The organism is Pararhizobium gei (assembly GCF_029223885.1).
GTDB lineage: Bacteria > Pseudomonadota > Alphaproteobacteria > Rhizobiales > Rhizobiaceae > Pararhizobium > Pararhizobium gei.
In genome coordinates, this window is the sequence record NZ_CP119409.1 from 4,281,186 (window position 1) to 4,296,517 (window position 15,332).

The window sequence follows — 15,332 nt, forward strand, 5'->3', positions numbered from 1 at the left end:
CAGGGAACGTTTGAGGGACGCGGTCGTTGAGGACCCGAACCCTCCATAATCCAGAAGGAGTTGGCGAATGCCTTCCATCACCACATCGAAAATCCTCATTCTCGCCACGCATGGCTATGAACGCTCCGAGCTGCGCGTGCCCCTTGATAAACTGAAGAAGACCGGCGCCCAGGTGAAAGTCGCGTCGATCGAAAAGGACCCGATCAAGAGCTGGGATGAAAAGGACTGGGGCGACACCGTCGATGTCGATCTGCTTGCCAAGGATGTAAAGCTGGAGGATTTCGACGCTCTGGTTCTGCCGGGCGGCCAGATCAACCCGGATGTCCTGCGCCATGACGAGGACGCGATGCGGATCGTCAGGGAATTCGTTCAGTCGGGCAAGGTGGTCGCAGCCATATGCCATGCGCCCTGGCTTCTGATCGAGGCCGACGCCCTGCGCGGCAGGAATGCGACGTCCTATGCATCGATCAAGACCGACATGAAGAATGCCGGTGCAAACTGGTCCGACGAGCCTGTGGTCACCGACAAGGGCATCATCACCTCGCGCAAACCGGACGATCTCGAGATGTTCGTGAACAAGATAATCGAGGAAATCGAGGAAGGTCAGCACGACCGCCGCGCCGCATAAGCCTTTTGGGGCGGAAGCGCGCCTGGATAATTCCCGCCTCGGAGTCCTGGGGCGGGAAACGCTCAGTCGATCGCCTCCCCAAGCGTGTCAGCGACGTAGGCACCTCTTTCACCCATTGGCTTGGGGCTGCCGGTGGTCGTGTCGCAGGCAGTCTGATGTTCCAGCTCCGCATTCAGCTGCGCTCCGACAATCAAGATAATCATCGATATCCAGGTCCAGACCATAAAGCCGATCAATGCTCCCAGGGCACCATATGTCGCGTTGTAGTCGGCAAACGTCTCCAGGTAGAACGAAAACAGGATCGACGCGATGAGCCACAGCAAAGTGCTGAAGACCGCCCCCCAGCTAAGCCAGCGCAGTTTTGCCCGTTCGCGGCTTGGACCGAAATGATAGACGAGGCCAATCGCGACGGCGATAACGACCAAAAGCACAGGCCAGCGAAGAAACCGGATGAGGATCTCCTGCCAAGTGTCCAGCCAGAGATAGGCCAACAAGGCCGGGACGACGCCAACCGCGGCAATGAATGTCGCACTGAAAATCAGCGCGCCGAACGTAAAAAGCAAGGACATTGCGTTGAGGTGGATGAAGCCTCTTTTTTCCGCCTCTCCATAGGCAATATTCATTGCATCGAAAAGCGCCTTGACCCCGCTATTGGCGCTCCACAGGGCGATGGCCAGGCTGGCGAGAAAGGTCAGGCTCAAGGAGGAGTTCTTTTGCTGCACAAGGACATTTAGCTGGGTAATAATCATATCGAAGGCGCCGGGTGGCAGAACGTCGGCGAGAAAAGTGATGTGGTTCGCCATGGTTTGTGGATCGGCGATGAAGCCGTAAAGCGAAACCAGCGCGGCCAGAGCCGGAAAAAGGGCCAACAGGATAAAGAAGGCAACACCGGCCGCAATCAGCGTCACCCGATCCTCGATTGTTTCGGTAACCACTCTCCAGAAAACATCGCGCAGCCCTTTTGCGGGAATTTCATTCGGCGTATCCGCAGTCCGGCCACGCTCTTCCGGGCGCTCGCCTTTCGGCTGTCGCTCATGGCGGCGTTCGGCACTCAAGTCCTTTTCCATACCAACTGCACTGTAACCCGTTGTCATTTGCTGTGCACCACAGTGCCAGCCTCCTCGATCTCCACACGCATCGTGACAGTGAACAGGGTTTTTCCCTGCTCGTCATGACCGGCAACACTTCCCAAAATAACGCCGGAGCGGCGCAAGTCCTCCTGCAGGAAATGCGTCAGCGCAAGGAGCGCCTCCGCTTTGGCGGCTTCGATGCTTTTGAACTCGAACGTGCCGTCAGGTTCGATACCGCCGCCGTCGTTAAAAGTGAAATGGACACGCATGGAATTACCCCGGCTTTGCTACAGGGAGCTAATCCCCGGGCGCGGCTTTGGTTCCCTGGTATTAAGGGCGCGCCCGGCAACTGAATCCAATTCCCGCGAGCCGCCGGGAACTTTGACTGCTCGATGACGTTAGCGGCCAAAGGTGAAGTCGCTGCTGATCCCATGGCCACAGGGGATCAATGAATTCAACCCGCCTCGGTAAACGCAGGATTCGCGAAGAGGAGAATGGTATGGGTCAGCTTTATCAATTGACGGACGACGTGGACGAATTGCTTTCTGAAGCAGAGCGTGCCTTTGACCTGTCGGCGCGCCTGAAAAGCTTTCGCGCAGGCCAAACGCAGCACATGCCTTCCAGGCTTGAACACAGTAACGCCGTTCCGGAAACAGCCGGGGTTCCCGCAAATACATCGGTGTTGGAGAGCGGCACCAGAGCTGAGATCATGTGAAGGAGTGATGCCATGTCTGACATTGAAAAGCAGATTCGAGAACGTGCCTATTCGCTCTGGGAAAGGGGAGAAGGCGTGCATGGGAGGCACGAAGACCACTGGCGACAGGCTGAAAGAGAGCTGACCGGTCATTCGCGGGACAATGGTGCCGGGACGGTCTCCCCTCAGCCGGAGACTGTCGCGGTCGATGCGGGCGAACCACCAGCGAGAAGCGGGAAGGCGGAACAAAGCCAGATGCCGGTCGAGGCCGGCGACCAATCCAATCCGGTTCATCACAATGGCCGCCTGCCGCCAAATTTGCGGCCCGTCTAGCCGAATGGTTGCGGGAAAGGGCACTCCGCCCAACGCTGGCGTGCCTGGTTCGATCTGGACGCCGTTCATACCATCCACCATGCCGAAGAAAGGACGCGATCCTCGGCAAGCAACCCTTGATCGGCCAGATTGGCCGACGTGCGGAACTGGGCGGCGCTTGATCTGAACTGGCAGTTTTATAACGGGCGCCGTCATGAACGGTGAGGATCATGATGTAATTTGATCCGGAGAACTTTACGGCAACGCCATTCCTCCGTTACTCCAGAGTCCAGACTACCCCCCAAGGCGACAGCATCCCGGCCTCGTTTTCACCTAACTGAAAAAATATATCCCCTTCAGGGACCCTGCAAATGCAGCTTCTATTGGACAGGTTGGCACATAAACGCAAGGTGGAGTATTCGAAGCGCCATGCGATGGAAACGCTGCTCTCTGCAACCTCATAAACACCCGCACCGCTGCCGGCGTTTGTGAGCAGCGGCACAATGTGCTCACGCCGTAAATTGATCAGGAAGCGATAAAAGGTCAGCCAAGCATCGTTTTGATCAGTCGGCCATTTGAGCTTGGCACTGTGGAACGTGCTTTCGGCGGCCGGATCCAGCATGGTGCCGGCGTCAAAACCCGGCAATCTGGACAATTCCGTGCGCCTGCCTTTTCTGACAATGTCGTTTAACTCGGCATTGAAATCGCAGAAATAGGGGAATGGCTGCTCGGCCCGCCACTCTTCGCCCATGAACAGCATCGGGATTTGCGGACTGAGCAGGTAGACTGCGGCAAGCGCCTTCAACGCCTCGGATGGTACAGAGGCCAAAACGCGATCGCCTTGGGCCCGGTTGCCGATCTGATCATGGTTCTGGATGAAGGATATGAAGGCGGTCGGCGGTAAGCCGGTGCTGGACGTACCGCGTGTCTCGCCACGATAGGCCATATGCTCGCCCTGAAAAACAAACCCCTCCGCCAGAGCGCGGCCGATCTTCGAGACATCGTCGGCGTAGTCCCTGTAGTATCCAAAGGTTTCGCCGGTTCCCGCTACATGGAGCACGTGATGTATGTCGTCATTCCATTGTGCGGTAAATGACGTGGGCCTGCACTGATGATCGCGCTCCAGTAAAGCTGAATTATTGTCTTCATTTTCAACGACAAGGTGAACATGCCGGCCGGCTGCCGCCGTTTGAACCCGCCCAGCCAGTTCATGCAGAAGATGCTCCCTGCCGTCATCCTTGATCGCGTGCACCGCGTCCAGGCGCAAACCGTCCATTCGGAACTCGGTAATCCAGTAAAGCGCGTTCTGGATGACCAATTCGCGGACCCATGCGGCCCCCGCATCGTCATAATTGACGCCGGCCCCCCAGGGAGAGGCATGCTTCTCGGTAAACAGGGGCGCATAAAGCGGCATGTAGTTTCCGTCGGGACCGAAATGGTTGTAGACCACGTCGAGAAAGACGGAAATTTCGCGCTCATGAGCCGCGTCGACCAGCCGTTTCAGATCCTCCGGACGGCCGTAGCTTGCATCGGGTGCATAGGGGAGAACACCGTCATATCCCCAATTCCAGCGCCCCGGAAATTCGGCGACCGGCATGATCTGGATCGCGGTAATCCCGAGGTTCTTCAGATGATCCAGTTTTTCGATGGCCGAAAGGAAAGTTCCGCCTTCCGTAAACGTGCCGATGTGCAATTCGTAAAGAATCGTTTCCTCCCAGCGGCGCCCGCGCCAGCCGGCCGACTGCCAGGAGAATGAAGGATCGATGACCTCGCTCGGCCCGTGCACGTCTTCCGGCTGAAAGCGGGATCCAGGATCCGGCACCGCAAGGCCATTGGAGAGAACAAACTTGTATCGGCTGCCTGGACCCGCCGCTTCAGCCTTGAACAGGTGCCAGCCTTCGTCACCGGGCTGCATGTCATGAATTCCCCCCGGTTCAAGAGAAAGGCGCACCTTGTTCTGCAGCGGCGCCCAAAGGCGAAAAAGCACGCCATCTTCTGTGATTTCCGGCCCAAAACTCGACGTGTTCACGCCTTCGCTCTCCTTCTCATGCTGCGATGCACCTGACCAATCAACACAGTCCGCCGCCACCTGTTCCCTGGGCGAGCAAATATTCGGCCGAGCGTCACGTCATGGAACACCGGCGGCTTGGAGGTGTTACTTAATGACATCGACAAAAGAGAGCCGCATGAAACGTCCAACATCGACCTATCGCCTGCAATTTCGCAACGGCATGACCTTCGATGATGCTATCGATCTTGTCCCCCATCTGGTATCCCTCGGCATCAGCCATCTCTACGCGTCGCCGATTTTCACGGCGGTTGGCGGCTCCACCCACGGCTACGACGTCACCGATGCCAACGAGATCGATCCTGCCATCGGCGGGCAAGCCGGCTTCGAGCGCCTGGCGGAGGCGCTGCGGGAGGCCAATCTTGGACTCATCCTTGATATCGTCCCCAATCACATGGCCGCATCCGTGGAAAACGGCTGGTGGCGAGATGTTCTGGAAAATGGCAGGCAAAGCGCCTTTTCCAGCTATTTCGACATAGACTGGCGTGAAAAGCTGACCTTGCCTCTGCTGGGCAAGCCGCTGCCGGAGGTTTTGGCCGATAACGAATTGGTTCTGGTAACAGACGGAAACGACGGCCTTGAACTGGCCTATTACGAAACACGGCTACCTTTGGATAGGAAAACGGTTCGGCGCGTTCTCTCCGAGACGGCAGGCGGAAACCTATCCTGTTTTTCCGGGGACAAGCAAAAAATGCAGGCTCTGCTTGCTGAGCAACACTGGCAGTTGACGCATTGGAAGGATGCGGCAAAACATCTGAGCTATCGCCGGTTTTTCGAGGTCACCGGGCTTGTCGGCATCCGCATTGAAGACGACGCGGTATTTGAACATACGCACAGGCTCATCCTGCGCCTGGTGAGAACTGGTCGGGTTCAAGGTCTGCGGGTCGATCACGTCGATGGTCTTGCGGCTCCACAATCCTATCTGGATCGTTTGCGCCATGCCATTGGACCCGATATCTATTTGATCGTCGAGAAGATTTTGGGCCCCGGCGAGCAGCTGCGCCCGAGCTGGCCAGTCGAGGGGACCACCGGTTATGAGTTCAACACGGCTTTGGCAACACTTTATATCGATCAGGATGGTCTCGACCATCTTGAAGCCGGTTATGGCAAGCTCGCTCCACCCGACTCCATGCTTGCGACAGGCCTGCGCGATGCAAAACGTCTGATCGCGGGCCGGAATTTTGCGGGCGAAGGGGCACGCCTTGCAGCCTTGGTGAAGACGGCCCACCCGCATCTGCAGGAGGCCGACATCCTCTCCGCTCTGCAGGAACTGCTTGTCGCCTTTCCCGTCTACCGGACTTATGGTGACGAGGGCAGGCTTGACGCGGAAGATGAAACGGTCCTGGCGGGGGTGCTGGCGGAAGCGGAAGCGGAAGCGATGCTCCCCTCTCGCACCGCACTTGATGCGATCGCTGGCCTTTTGCGGAATCCTGACGAAGAGCATCTGGAGTTCCGGAGACGGTTTCAGCAACTCACCGGACCGGTCATGGCGAAGGCGGTCGAGGATACGTTTTTCTACAGGTATAACCGTCTGCTGGCTCTGAACGAGGTCGGCGGCGAAATCATACGTCCTGAAACCGGTGTGGCAGCCTTTCACCGCCTCATGGCAGACCGCGCCCGACACCAGCCGCACGGCCTTTCCGCAACCTCGACACACGATACCAAGCGTGGCGAAGACGCGCGGGCACGGCTTTACACCCTCTGCGAGGGGTCTGAGGTATGGAATGAAGCGGTTGAACGCTGGCGCGGAATGAACATGCGGCATTTGGCATCTGTCTCCGGTCGGAATGTGCCGGAAGCAGCCGTCGAGTGGATGCTCTATCAGGCACTGGCTGGGGCATGGTCCGACGACACCACGCAAGAAAACCTGGCATCGCGATTTTTGGCCTATACGGAGAAAGCCTCGCGCGAAGCCAAGCTTGGAACGGATTGGGCAGCGCCGGACGAGGATTATGAAAAAGCGGTTCTTTCTTACGCCGAAGCTCTCGTGTCACCGCAGAACGCGGACTTTACCGAAGACTTCCAGTTGACAATGCAGCCTTTCCTTGAGGCAGGCTATTCGAACAGTCTCTCGCAGACTCTCATCAAGTTGACCGCCCCCGGTATCCCGGACGTCTATCAGGGTACGGAGGGTCTCGATCTCAGCATGGTGGATCCGGACAATCGGCGTCCGGTGGATTATGCCCGGTTTTCGTCAAATGCCAGGGGATCGAAGACCCTGAGCGGCGCAGCGGCGAACATGAAGCAAGCTGTGCTGACAGCGATCCTGCAGTATCGCAAGGATCATCCCGCGCTCTTCAACGAGGGGGATTATCAGCCGCTTGATGTTACCGGACCTTGCAAGGATCATCTGGTGGCTTTTGCGAGGCGGAAAGGCGAGGAGTACCTGGTTGCGATTGCGCCCCGCCTGATGTTTGGAAAGCTGCAGGCGCATGCGCTCGTGGCCGTTCCCGGTTTCTGGAGCGACACCACGGTAAAGCTTCCTGCAGATGCGGGACGGCCGCTTAGGGACTTGCTCGGCGGCAGCGAAATCGCCGGAACGCAGATTACGGTCGAGACCTTGCTGACGGAGCGGCCCGTCGCTTGCCTCGTTATGGCGGATTCATAGCTGAGACACAGCCTTTGCCTGCGCATTGCGTGATTCAGGATAGCCGTTCGATAGCCGGATCATTGCCCTTACAGCAGGAACTATAACGGACGGAAAAAGTTTGGCCTGCTCATCGTTCCTTCCATGCAGGAGAAAATCATGCGCCGCCATGTCAAAAAAGCCCCCGCCCCGCCATCGTCACAGCCGAATGTCGGCCTGCCGATGAAGAAAAACGCGTGGCAGCCGCAGATCATTCCACCTTATAGGGTGGACTTGCCTCTTGCCAGGACGACAAGCGAACAGATTGCCGTCCCGGCCTCGATCAACGGGAGAAGCATGGTCAGCGGCCGTTTGTGAGATGCTGGTAGACGGTACATCGATATTGGTGGTTCCGGCGCTTCATCCGGCAACTGCCGTTTACACGATCCATGACGTGGCTCTGATGGTCGATCGGGACCGGGAAGCGCGCGAGGCGCTGCTCACGGCCGGCGCAGCCGGTCATCAGCTCGGTTTAGACGGAGCGAGAAAAGCGTCGGCCGCAAACGCCGTATCACTGTTGATACGAGCATTCGACAGCCGGCGAAGAACAGGGTGAAGCTGTCGAACGGCTCCCAAACCTGAGCTCAAGGGTAGGCCGTCGATCCGTCGGGTTTGCTGGTGATCTTGCGTTCCCAGTGGATGTAATCCTCCGTCGCCAGGGCCTTTTCGTCGATCTCGATCCCCCAGCCCGGGCGATCCGGGCGAAGCTCCATATGGCCGTCGACAGGGATATAGGGATCGAGCGCCCAGGGCGCGTGAACATGCGGCTTGTATTCGAGAATCTTGAAGTTCGGCTGGGCAGCACAGAAGTGGATGTTCACCGCAGTCGCCAGCGGTCCCATTGGGTTGTGCGGGGCGATCGTGACGTAGTGAGCCTCGGCGATTGCCGCAATGCGCCGCATTTCCGTGACGCCGCCGACGACGCAGATGTCGGGCTGGATGATGTCGGCACCACGCGCGTTCAAGAGCGCCAGGAATTCAAAGCGGTTGTAGAGCGACTCGCCGGTGGCGAGCGGCACAGTCACCTTCGATTTCAGTTCGGCCCAGGCCGGAATGTGTTCCGGACGGATCGGCTCTTCGTAGAACAACGGATCATAGGGGGCGATTGCCGCTGCAAGCTGGACGGCCTGATAGGGCTCATAGATCTTGGCATGGGCATCAAAGGCGAATTCGAAATGCGACGGGGTAATTTCCCGGATCTTGCCGAAATAGCCGCCGGTTTCCTTGACCAGTTCGCCCCATCGGCTGTTGTGAAGGTCGCGTCTGTAGGGGCTGAGCTTGAAGGCCGTGTAGCCGAAATCCTCGTTCAACTGAAGTGTCTGCTCCAGTGCCGCCTCCGGATCGGGGGCGGTATAGACGCCGCAATAGATCCTCACTCGATCGCGAACATTGCCGCCCAGAAGCATGTAGACCGGCAGGCCGGCGGCCTTTCCGGCAATGTCCCACAGTGCATGGTCGATCGCGGAAATGGCAGCCAGACCGAGGGCGCCCGGCGGAAAGCGGGCTTGCTGGTTGAGCTTCAGGACAAGATATTCGACGCGGCGCGGATCTTCACCTTCTATCTGGCGGAACAGGTAATCCAGCATGGGCGGAAGTGCCCAGTCGGGGCCATGATTATAGGCCTCGCCCCAACCCGATATGCCTTCGCTCGTCTCGATCTTGACCAGAAGGCGAGGGCGGTCATCGACGCGCTGCATGAACGTCTTCAAAGCAGTAATGTGCATTTCAATTCTCCGATCAGGCGGCGCGGGTTTCGCTGACGCGCATGACGATTTCCCTCAGGCTTTCCCTTTCCTGATCGTTCAGGGCCTCTACCCCGGGCACGCGTACAGGGCCGACATCCGTGCCCAGCATCCCGAGCGCCTCCTTGACCACAGTCACGTTGGCACCGTTCAGATATTTCGTCCGCATGCTTTCAAAACCGGCGATCTCATCGATCAGATTGCGGGCCGTGGCATAGTCTCCGGCTTCCAATGCGCGGTGGATGGCATGCGAGCGTTCCGGGAAGACGTTCACCAGGCCGGAGGTAAAGCCGCGGGCGCCCATGGCGTAAAAGGCGGGCGCCCATCCTTCTGCCAGTCCGCAGACCCAGATGGCCGGTGCGTCCTTGGTCGAGCGGATGACATCGGCGAGCAGCATCAGGTTGCCGGATGCGAACTTGATGCCGGCAATGTTCTCGTGCAGCGCCATTTTGCGGAAATCAGCGATGGAAAACGTGTCGCTCCGCACATAGGCTATCACCGGAACGGTGCAGCTATCCGCCAGCTCAAGGAAATACTTGCTCTGATAGGACGGCCCGGCAAAGGGGTCCATCGGATGGTGACCCATGATGGCGTCGGCGCCGGCAATAATCGCGTCGCGCGCCAGCGCTTTCGCTTCGACCAGGGAGCGTCCGACAGCGGCGCTGACCAGGGACTTGCCGGCCGCTGCCTCGATGGTGGCGCGATGGACGAGGCGAACCTCGTCGAGCGACAGGGTGAAGAATTCGCCGGTATTGCCGGCAGCCATCAGATTATGGACCCTGGCGGCGGCCATTTTCTCGATCAGCGATTTCAGCTTGACGATATCGACGCTTCCATCGGCCGCATAGGGCGTGACAGGAACTCCGGATATACCCGTCAGCGCCTGGCGAACTCGCGCAACAGCTTCGTTCACGTTAAACTTCCTCTTTGCTTTTAAAAACGATGTTCAGATAGGTTTGGCCAGATCTGACCACATGATCGCGCATCACGCGTTCTGCTCTGTCCGTATCACCGGCAATGATTGCCTCTGCGATGGCGGCGTGCTCGCCCAGCGCCAGTTCACGCTCCGTCGGATTGGAGTGGATCACCCTGCGGATGCTTGCGTCATAGAATTGCTGCCGTTCGATCATACGGGCCAGATACTGACATTGAGACGCCACATGAATCTGTTCGTGGAATGTCTCGTTCAAGGCGATCAGGTCGTCGGCCGCACCGGATTGGGTTGCTCTTGTCATCAGGTTGACGGTCGCTCGCAGATCGGTCGCGGCGGGGCTTAAAAGCCGTTTCGCCGCCAGACGCGCGATCATGGATTCAAGTGCTGCCCGGGCGAGAATCATTTCCTCAGCCCAGTTCGCATTGAAACGAATCAAAACGCCGCGACGGGGAAGGGCCTCGACGAGTCCCTCGGTCTCAAGCTGGCGCAGCGCCTCCTTGATCGGCGTCGTGCTGACGCCAAGCTGCTCGGCGAGCTGGCGCTCGTTGACCTTTTCGTTCACGCCAAATTTCCCCGAGAGAATGGCGGTTCGCAGGCTGCGGTGAACGTGGTCCCGCAGCGTCGTCAACAGGCGCGGATCGAGCTTTTCGATCCTTTCGTCGTGAAATGCCAGGCCGTCTTCTTGCTTCACGAACCAATTCCCCGTTGACGTCCGTTGCATTCTGTGAGATCTGATATACCAGATTTCAGATCGATGTCGATATGAAATCTCATTTTTGTTGCAGGGTTCAAGCTCTTGGGAGGAGTTGACATGGATTTGTTCAGACGCCGGCTTTTGGTGTCCACTGCGGTCGCCGCCGCATTTTTTGCCGTGCCGCTCACAGTCTGCGCCGCCACTCCGGAGGATCAGCTCGTCATCGCGCAGAACCTTTCGTCAATGCGCGGCCTCGACCCGAACGAGCTCAACCAGCTGGAGGCGGCCGAGGTCGTTGCCAACCTGTATGACCGTCTTATCGTTCTGCCCGCCGACAGCATCACCACGCCGACGCCTGGCGTCGCAGAAAGCTGGACTGTCTCTGCCGACGGCAAGACCTTCACCTTCAAGATCCGGTCGGGAATTACCTTCCATTCCGGCAACGCGCTGACCGCCAAGGACGTGGAATGGTCCTTGCGCCGTCTCGTGACGCTGGGTCTCGCGCCCTCGGTCGACCTTCGCCAATGGGGCTTCAAGGAAGACAATGTCGCTACCCTGATCACCGCGATCGACGATACGACGCTGGTCCTGCAGACGCCCGAGGTCTGGAACCCGAACCTGATCCTGCTATCGCTGGCGAGTTTTTCCACCTCGATCCTGGACAGCAAGTTGCTGGCCGAGCACATCAAGAATGACGACATGGGTCGCGAATTTCTGCAGAGCAACGATGCAGGCTCCGGCCCCTACTCACTGCGCACCTGGCGCTCGAACGATCTGCTGATCGCCGATGCCTTCGAGGACTACTGGCAAGGGGAGCCGAAGATGCGCCGCGTCATCGTCCGCCATCTTCCCGAATCCGCGGCCCAGCGCCTGCAGCTCGAGGCCGGCGACATCGATATCGCCACCCGGCTCTCATCGACGGATCTCAACGCCCTCGATCAGAGCGGCAAGGTGACGATTCAAAAGACGCCCGGCTTCGGTTTTTACTATCTGGCTTTGAATCAGAAGGATGAAATCCTTGGGAATCCCAAGGTTCGTGAAGCCTTTCGCTATCTGATCGATTATGATGGCCTGGCCGGTACGGTGATGAAATATTACGGCGTCAAACAGCAGACCATCGTGCCTGCGGGCCTTCCAGGCTCCGTCGATGAAAATCCCTACAAGCTGGACATCGAAAAGGCCAAGCAGTTGCTGGCGGAGGCCGGTTATCCCGACGGTTTCTCCAAGGTCTATTACGCAACCCCGGTGACGCCGGAATTCGAGGTGGCGCAATCGCTGCAGGCCAATGCCGCCAAGGCTGGCATAAAGCTGGATCTGCAGGCGGGCGATCACATCGGCAAGTTCCGAAGCCGCGAGTTCGAGATCTTTTCGGCCCGCTCCGGCGAACGTTTGCCCGATCCGCATTCGATCCTGCAATCCTATGCGACCAATGCCAATAATTCGGACGAAGCCAAACTGACCGGTCTCAATGCCTGGCGCACGGCCTGGGATGTTCCCAAGGAAATCCAGGACATGGTCGTCGCCGCAGCCCATGAAACCGATCAGGTTAAACGCACCGAACTCTATACCACGATCAACAAGGCCTATCTCGCGTCCTCGCCTGCACTCGTGACGTCGTTTCTCCGAACCGACGCCAAGGCTGTACGCAACGAGGTCAAGGGTTATACCGGGCATTCCACCTGGCTGACCCGTTGGGACACGGTCACCAAGGGCGAGTGACCGCGTTGAACAAAGGAATGCGAACGTGAGCATCGCGCAAACTCAAAACTCGCGCTCTTCGGCCGGGGCGACCTGGTTGAGGAGCATCCGAAAACTGGCAACCTCGTTCGCGGTCATTCTGACGACACTTTTGGGTCTGCTGGTGATCACGTTCGTCATTGGCCGGATGGTGCCGGCCGATCCGGTCATTGCCGTGATCGGAGACCAGGCGGATCAGGCGACGTATGATCGGGTCTACCAGCAGATGGGGCTGGACAAGCCACTTTACGTTCAGTTCGTCACGTATATCGGCAATATCGCACAGCTGGATTTCGGCCAGTCGAACGTTACCAAGAATGCGGTTTCCAGCGATCTGGCGCGGGTTTTCCCGGCGACGCTCGAGCTGGCGACGCTTGCCACCCTCATCGGGGCGGTGTTCGGTATACCGCTCGGCATCATCTCTGCCGTCCGCAAGGGCACCTGGGTCGACCATCTTGCCCGCTTTGTCGGGCTGCTTGGCCATTCGACGCCCATCTTCTGGCTCGGTACCATCGTCATTCTCATCTTCTACGCCAAATTCGGCATCATACCCGGAAGCGGCCGGCTGGACGTCTACAATGAAGGACTGGTCGATGGCCCGACCAACTCGCTGCTGATCGATGCCATCATTGCCGGCGAATGGGGCGTTTTCTTCGACGTCCTGCATCACGTTCTTGCACCGGCACTGATCCTGGGCTACGCGGCGATGGCCTATCTCAGCCGCATGAGCCGCAGCTTCATGCTCGAACAGTTGCGGCAGGAGTACATCCTGACGGCCAAGGCCAAGGGGCTGGACCAGCGCGCCATCATCTGGCGTCACGCCTTCCGCAATATCCGCGTGCAGCTGCTGACGATCGTTGCGCTCGCCTATTGCGGCCTGCTCGACGGTACGGTGCTGATCGAGACGGTATTCGCCTGGCCCGGTCTTGGCCAGTATCTCACCTCCGCCTTGTTCTTTGCCGACATGAATGCAGTGCTGGGCAGCGTCCTGCTGATCGGTCTCATATCGATTGCGATCAACCTGCTGTCGGACATCGTCTATCGTTTCCTCGATCCACGCACGCGGTAAATACAATGACAACCCGATATTTCGGCACACTGCACGACTGGCTGATCAGCGAGGATTTTTCCTCCACGCGCCAGGCCCGTCTTCACAAGGCCTATGTCCTGTGGCTCAGCCTGGTCAGCAACCCGCTGGCGCTCGCCGGTCTCGTCGTCGTCGTGGCGCTGGTGATCGTCTCCGCGCTGGCGCCGCTGCTGTCGACCCACGATCCGATTGCCCAGGATCTGGCTCTGGCCCTGCGTCCGCCATCGTCCGACTTCTGGTTCGGAACCGACGAGTTCGGCCGCGACGTCTATTCGCGGCTGATCTATGGCGCCCGGACCACGCTCTATATCAGCATCCTGGTCACCGTGATCGTCGGCCCCATCGGCTTCGTCATCGGTGCAACGTCCGGCTATCTCGGTGGCTGGACCGATATCGTTTTGATGCGCATCACCGATATTTTCCTGTCCTTCCCGAGCCTCGTGCTGGCGCTGGCCTTTTCGGCGGCCCTTGGTCCCGGCATCGAGAATGCGGTGATCGCGATCGCGCTCACGGTCTGGCCACCGATCGCGCGATTGGCACGCGCCGAGACGCTGACATTTCGCCAGGCCGATTTCGTCGTGGCGGCAGAGCTTCAGGGAGCGGGGATGGCGCGCATCCTTCTGCGCCACATCGTCCCGCTCTGCGCGCCGTCGATCATCATTCGCCTGACCCTCAACATGTCGAGCATCATCCTGACGGCCGCAGGGCTGGGCTTTCTCGGTCTTGGCGCGCAGCCGCCAATGCCGGAATGGGGCGCGATGGCTGCATCAGGACGTCAATATCTCCTGGATGCCTGGTGGCTGACGACCGTTCCGGGACTTGCAATCCTCACAGTCAGCCTCGCCTTCAACCTGCTCGGAGACGGTCTGCGCGACATAATGGATCCACGCAATGCCTGATATCAGCGACACCATTCTCTCCGTGGAAAACATGTCTGTCCAGTTTCCGACGCTGACCGGCGCGGTCACCGCTGTCAAGAATGTCTCCTTCAAGGTCGGCCGGGAAAAGGTCGGGATCATCGGCGAATCCGGCTCCGGCAAAAGCACGACAGGTCGGGCGATCATGCGGCTTCAGCCTCAGGGCGCCATCGTCGGCGCGGATCGCATGCAGTTCGAGGACGTCGATCTGCTGACGGCGAGCGAGGCGCAGATGCGTGATATCCGTGGCAGCCGCATCTCGATGATCCTGCAGGATCCGAAATATTCACTCAATCCCGTGATGACTGTCGGTGAGCAGATCTCCGAAACCGTCATCCTGCATGAGCATGTTTCCCGCCGCGAAGCGCGGACCCGGACTCTGGCGATGCTGGAACGCGTCAACATCCGCGATCCGGAACGGGTCTACGGGCTCTATCCGCACGAAGTCTCCGGCGGAATGGGCCAGCGCATCATGATCTCGATGATGCTGATTTCGCAGCCGTCGCTGATCATCGCCGATGAGCCGACCTCCGCCCTCGACGTGACTGTGCGCCAGCAGGTGCTCAGCATTCTCGACGACCTGGTGACCGAGCGCAATATCGGCCTGATTTTCATTTCGCACGATCTCAACCTCGTGCGTAGCTTCTGCGATCGGGTCTTGATCATGTATGCAGGCCGAATCGTCGAAGCGCTCGATGCCGACAAATTGCAGCATGCCAACCATCCCTACACGCGGGGCCTTTTGAACGCGCTTCCGAGCCTCGAACATCCCCGCGACAGGCTAGAGGTGCTCAAGCGCGACCCGCAATGGCTGGAGGACTGA

The 15,332-nt window shown here is 58.8% G+C and carries 15 protein-coding genes; 9 read left to right on the forward strand and 6 right to left on the reverse strand.

What is annotated here, in order from left to right; genetic code table 11:
* The first annotated feature begins 67 nt into the window (after positions 1–67).
* Positions 68–628 carry a type 1 glutamine amidotransferase domain-containing protein gene (locus PY308_RS20565; protein ID WP_275786428.1) on the forward strand — a complete coding sequence of 187 codons (561 nt, stop codon included), beginning with the start codon at positions 68–70 and terminating at the stop codon, positions 626–628.
* Positions 629–690: 62 nt separating this feature from the next.
* Here PY308_RS20565 and PY308_RS20570 read toward each other — a convergent pair whose 3' ends face one another.
* Both PY308_RS20570 and PY308_RS20575 read right to left on the reverse strand, forming a co-directional pair.
* The gene (locus tag PY308_RS20570) at positions 691–1,695 is read right to left on the reverse strand and encodes a YihY/virulence factor BrkB family protein (protein WP_434064269.1); all 1,005 of its coding nucleotides are present in this window, start codon (positions 1,693–1,695) and stop codon (positions 691–693) included.
* Positions 1,696–1,718: 23 nt separating this feature from the next.
* Positions 1,719–1,967: a DUF6894 family protein gene (locus PY308_RS20575; RefSeq protein WP_275786430.1), complete on the reverse strand. Its 249-nt coding sequence runs from the start codon at positions 1,965–1,967 to the stop codon at positions 1,719–1,721.
* A gap of 179 nt (positions 1,968–2,146) precedes the next feature.
* Here PY308_RS20575 and PY308_RS20580 point away from each other — a divergent pair, with 179 nt between their 5' ends.
* Together PY308_RS20580 and PY308_RS20585 are read left to right on the forward strand one after the other, a co-directional pair.
* Complete coding sequence (locus PY308_RS20580; protein ID WP_275786431.1) at positions 2,147–2,413, forward strand: hypothetical protein; 267 nt, start codon at positions 2,147–2,149, stop codon at positions 2,411–2,413.
* A 12-nt stretch (positions 2,414–2,425) separates the two neighbouring features.
* Positions 2,426–2,725 carry a DUF2934 domain-containing protein gene (locus tag PY308_RS20585; RefSeq protein ID WP_275786432.1) on the forward strand — a complete coding sequence of 100 codons (300 nt, stop codon included), beginning with the start codon at positions 2,426–2,428 and terminating at the stop codon, positions 2,723–2,725.
* A gap of 256 nt (positions 2,726–2,981) precedes the next feature.
* Here the strand turns inward: PY308_RS20585 and treZ are convergent, their stop codons facing one another.
* On the reverse strand, positions 2,982–4,733 hold the full coding sequence (treZ, locus tag PY308_RS20590) for a malto-oligosyltrehalose trehalohydrolase (RefSeq protein ID WP_275786433.1): 1,752 nt from the start codon (positions 4,731–4,733) through the stop codon (positions 2,982–2,984).
* Between the two features lie 157 nt (positions 4,734–4,890).
* Here treZ and treY point away from each other — a divergent pair, with 157 nt between their 5' ends.
* Positions 4,891–7,380: a malto-oligosyltrehalose synthase gene (gene treY, locus PY308_RS20595; RefSeq protein WP_275786434.1), complete on the forward strand. Its 2,490-nt coding sequence runs from the start codon at positions 4,891–4,893 to the stop codon at positions 7,378–7,380.
* 138 nt (positions 7,381–7,518) lie between these two features.
* Positions 7,519–7,716, forward strand: coding sequence for a hypothetical protein (locus PY308_RS20600; RefSeq protein WP_275786435.1), 198 nt, complete (start codon positions 7,519–7,521; stop codon positions 7,714–7,716).
* A 266-nt stretch (positions 7,717–7,982) separates the two neighbouring features.
* On the opposite strand, the gene PY308_RS20605 is transcribed toward PY308_RS20600, so the two are convergent.
* From PY308_RS20605 to PY308_RS20615, 3 genes are read right to left on the reverse strand one after another with little or no spacing between them, the layout of a single operon-like run.
* Positions 7,983–9,122 (reverse strand): mandelate racemase/muconate lactonizing enzyme family protein, encoded by a 1,140-nt coding sequence (locus tag PY308_RS20605; protein ID WP_275786436.1) that lies wholly within the window; start codon positions 9,120–9,122, stop codon positions 7,983–7,985.
* 13 nt (positions 9,123–9,135) lie between these two features.
* Positions 9,136–10,053: a dihydrodipicolinate synthase family protein gene (locus tag PY308_RS20610; RefSeq protein WP_275786437.1), complete on the reverse strand. Its 918-nt coding sequence runs from the start codon at positions 10,051–10,053 to the stop codon at positions 9,136–9,138.
* Between the two features lies 1 nt (position 10,054).
* Complete coding sequence (locus tag PY308_RS20615) at positions 10,055–10,636, reverse strand: GntR family transcriptional regulator (protein ID WP_275786439.1); 582 nt, start codon at positions 10,634–10,636, stop codon at positions 10,055–10,057.
* A gap of 249 nt (positions 10,637–10,885) precedes the next feature.
* On the opposite strand from PY308_RS20615, the gene PY308_RS20620 reads away from it, so the two are divergent.
* From PY308_RS20620 to PY308_RS20635, 4 genes are read left to right on the forward strand one after another with little or no spacing between them, the layout of a single operon-like run.
* A complete protein-coding gene (locus PY308_RS20620; protein WP_275786441.1) occupies positions 10,886–12,487 on the forward strand; it encodes an ABC transporter substrate-binding protein in 1,602 nt (533 codons plus the stop codon).
* A 25-nt stretch (positions 12,488–12,512) separates the two neighbouring features.
* Positions 12,513–13,574, forward strand: coding sequence for an ABC transporter permease (locus PY308_RS20625; protein WP_275786442.1), 1,062 nt, complete (start codon positions 12,513–12,515; stop codon positions 13,572–13,574).
* A 5-nt stretch (positions 13,575–13,579) separates the two neighbouring features.
* Positions 13,580–14,491, forward strand: coding sequence for an ABC transporter permease (locus tag PY308_RS20630; protein ID WP_275786445.1), 912 nt, complete (start codon positions 13,580–13,582; stop codon positions 14,489–14,491).
* Positions 14,484–15,332, forward strand: coding sequence for an ABC transporter ATP-binding protein (locus PY308_RS20635; protein WP_275786447.1), 849 nt, complete (start codon positions 14,484–14,486; stop codon positions 15,330–15,332). Before PY308_RS20630 ends, PY308_RS20635 begins: the two co-directional genes overlap by 8 nt.

Coding starts and splice junctions, on each gene's coding strand:
- PY308_RS20565 (WP_275786428.1), top strand. CDS start 68: ATGCCTTCCATCACCACATCGAAAATCCTCATTCTCGCCACGCATGGC.
- PY308_RS20570 (WP_434064269.1), bottom strand. CDS start 1,695: ATGGAAAAGGACTTGAGTGCCGAACGCCGCCATGAGCGACAGCCGAAA.
- PY308_RS20575 (WP_275786430.1), bottom strand. CDS start 1,967: ATGCGTGTCCATTTCACTTTTAACGACGGCGGCGGTATCGAACCTGAC.
- PY308_RS20580 (WP_275786431.1), top strand. CDS start 2,147: ATGAATTCAACCCGCCTCGGTAAACGCAGGATTCGCGAAGAGGAGAAT.
- PY308_RS20585 (WP_275786432.1), top strand. CDS start 2,426: ATGTCTGACATTGAAAAGCAGATTCGAGAACGTGCCTATTCGCTCTGG.
- treY (WP_275786434.1), top strand. CDS start 4,891: ATGAAACGTCCAACATCGACCTATCGCCTGCAATTTCGCAACGGCATG.
- PY308_RS20600 (WP_275786435.1), top strand. CDS start 7,519: ATGCGCCGCCATGTCAAAAAAGCCCCCGCCCCGCCATCGTCACAGCCG.
- PY308_RS20605 (WP_275786436.1), bottom strand. CDS start 9,122: ATGCACATTACTGCTTTGAAGACGTTCATGCAGCGCGTCGATGACCGC.
- PY308_RS20620 (WP_275786441.1), top strand. CDS start 10,886: ATGGATTTGTTCAGACGCCGGCTTTTGGTGTCCACTGCGGTCGCCGCC.
- PY308_RS20630 (WP_275786445.1), top strand. CDS start 13,580: ATGACAACCCGATATTTCGGCACACTGCACGACTGGCTGATCAGCGAG.
- PY308_RS20635 (WP_275786447.1), top strand. CDS start 14,484: ATGCCTGATATCAGCGACACCATTCTCTCCGTGGAAAACATGTCTGTC.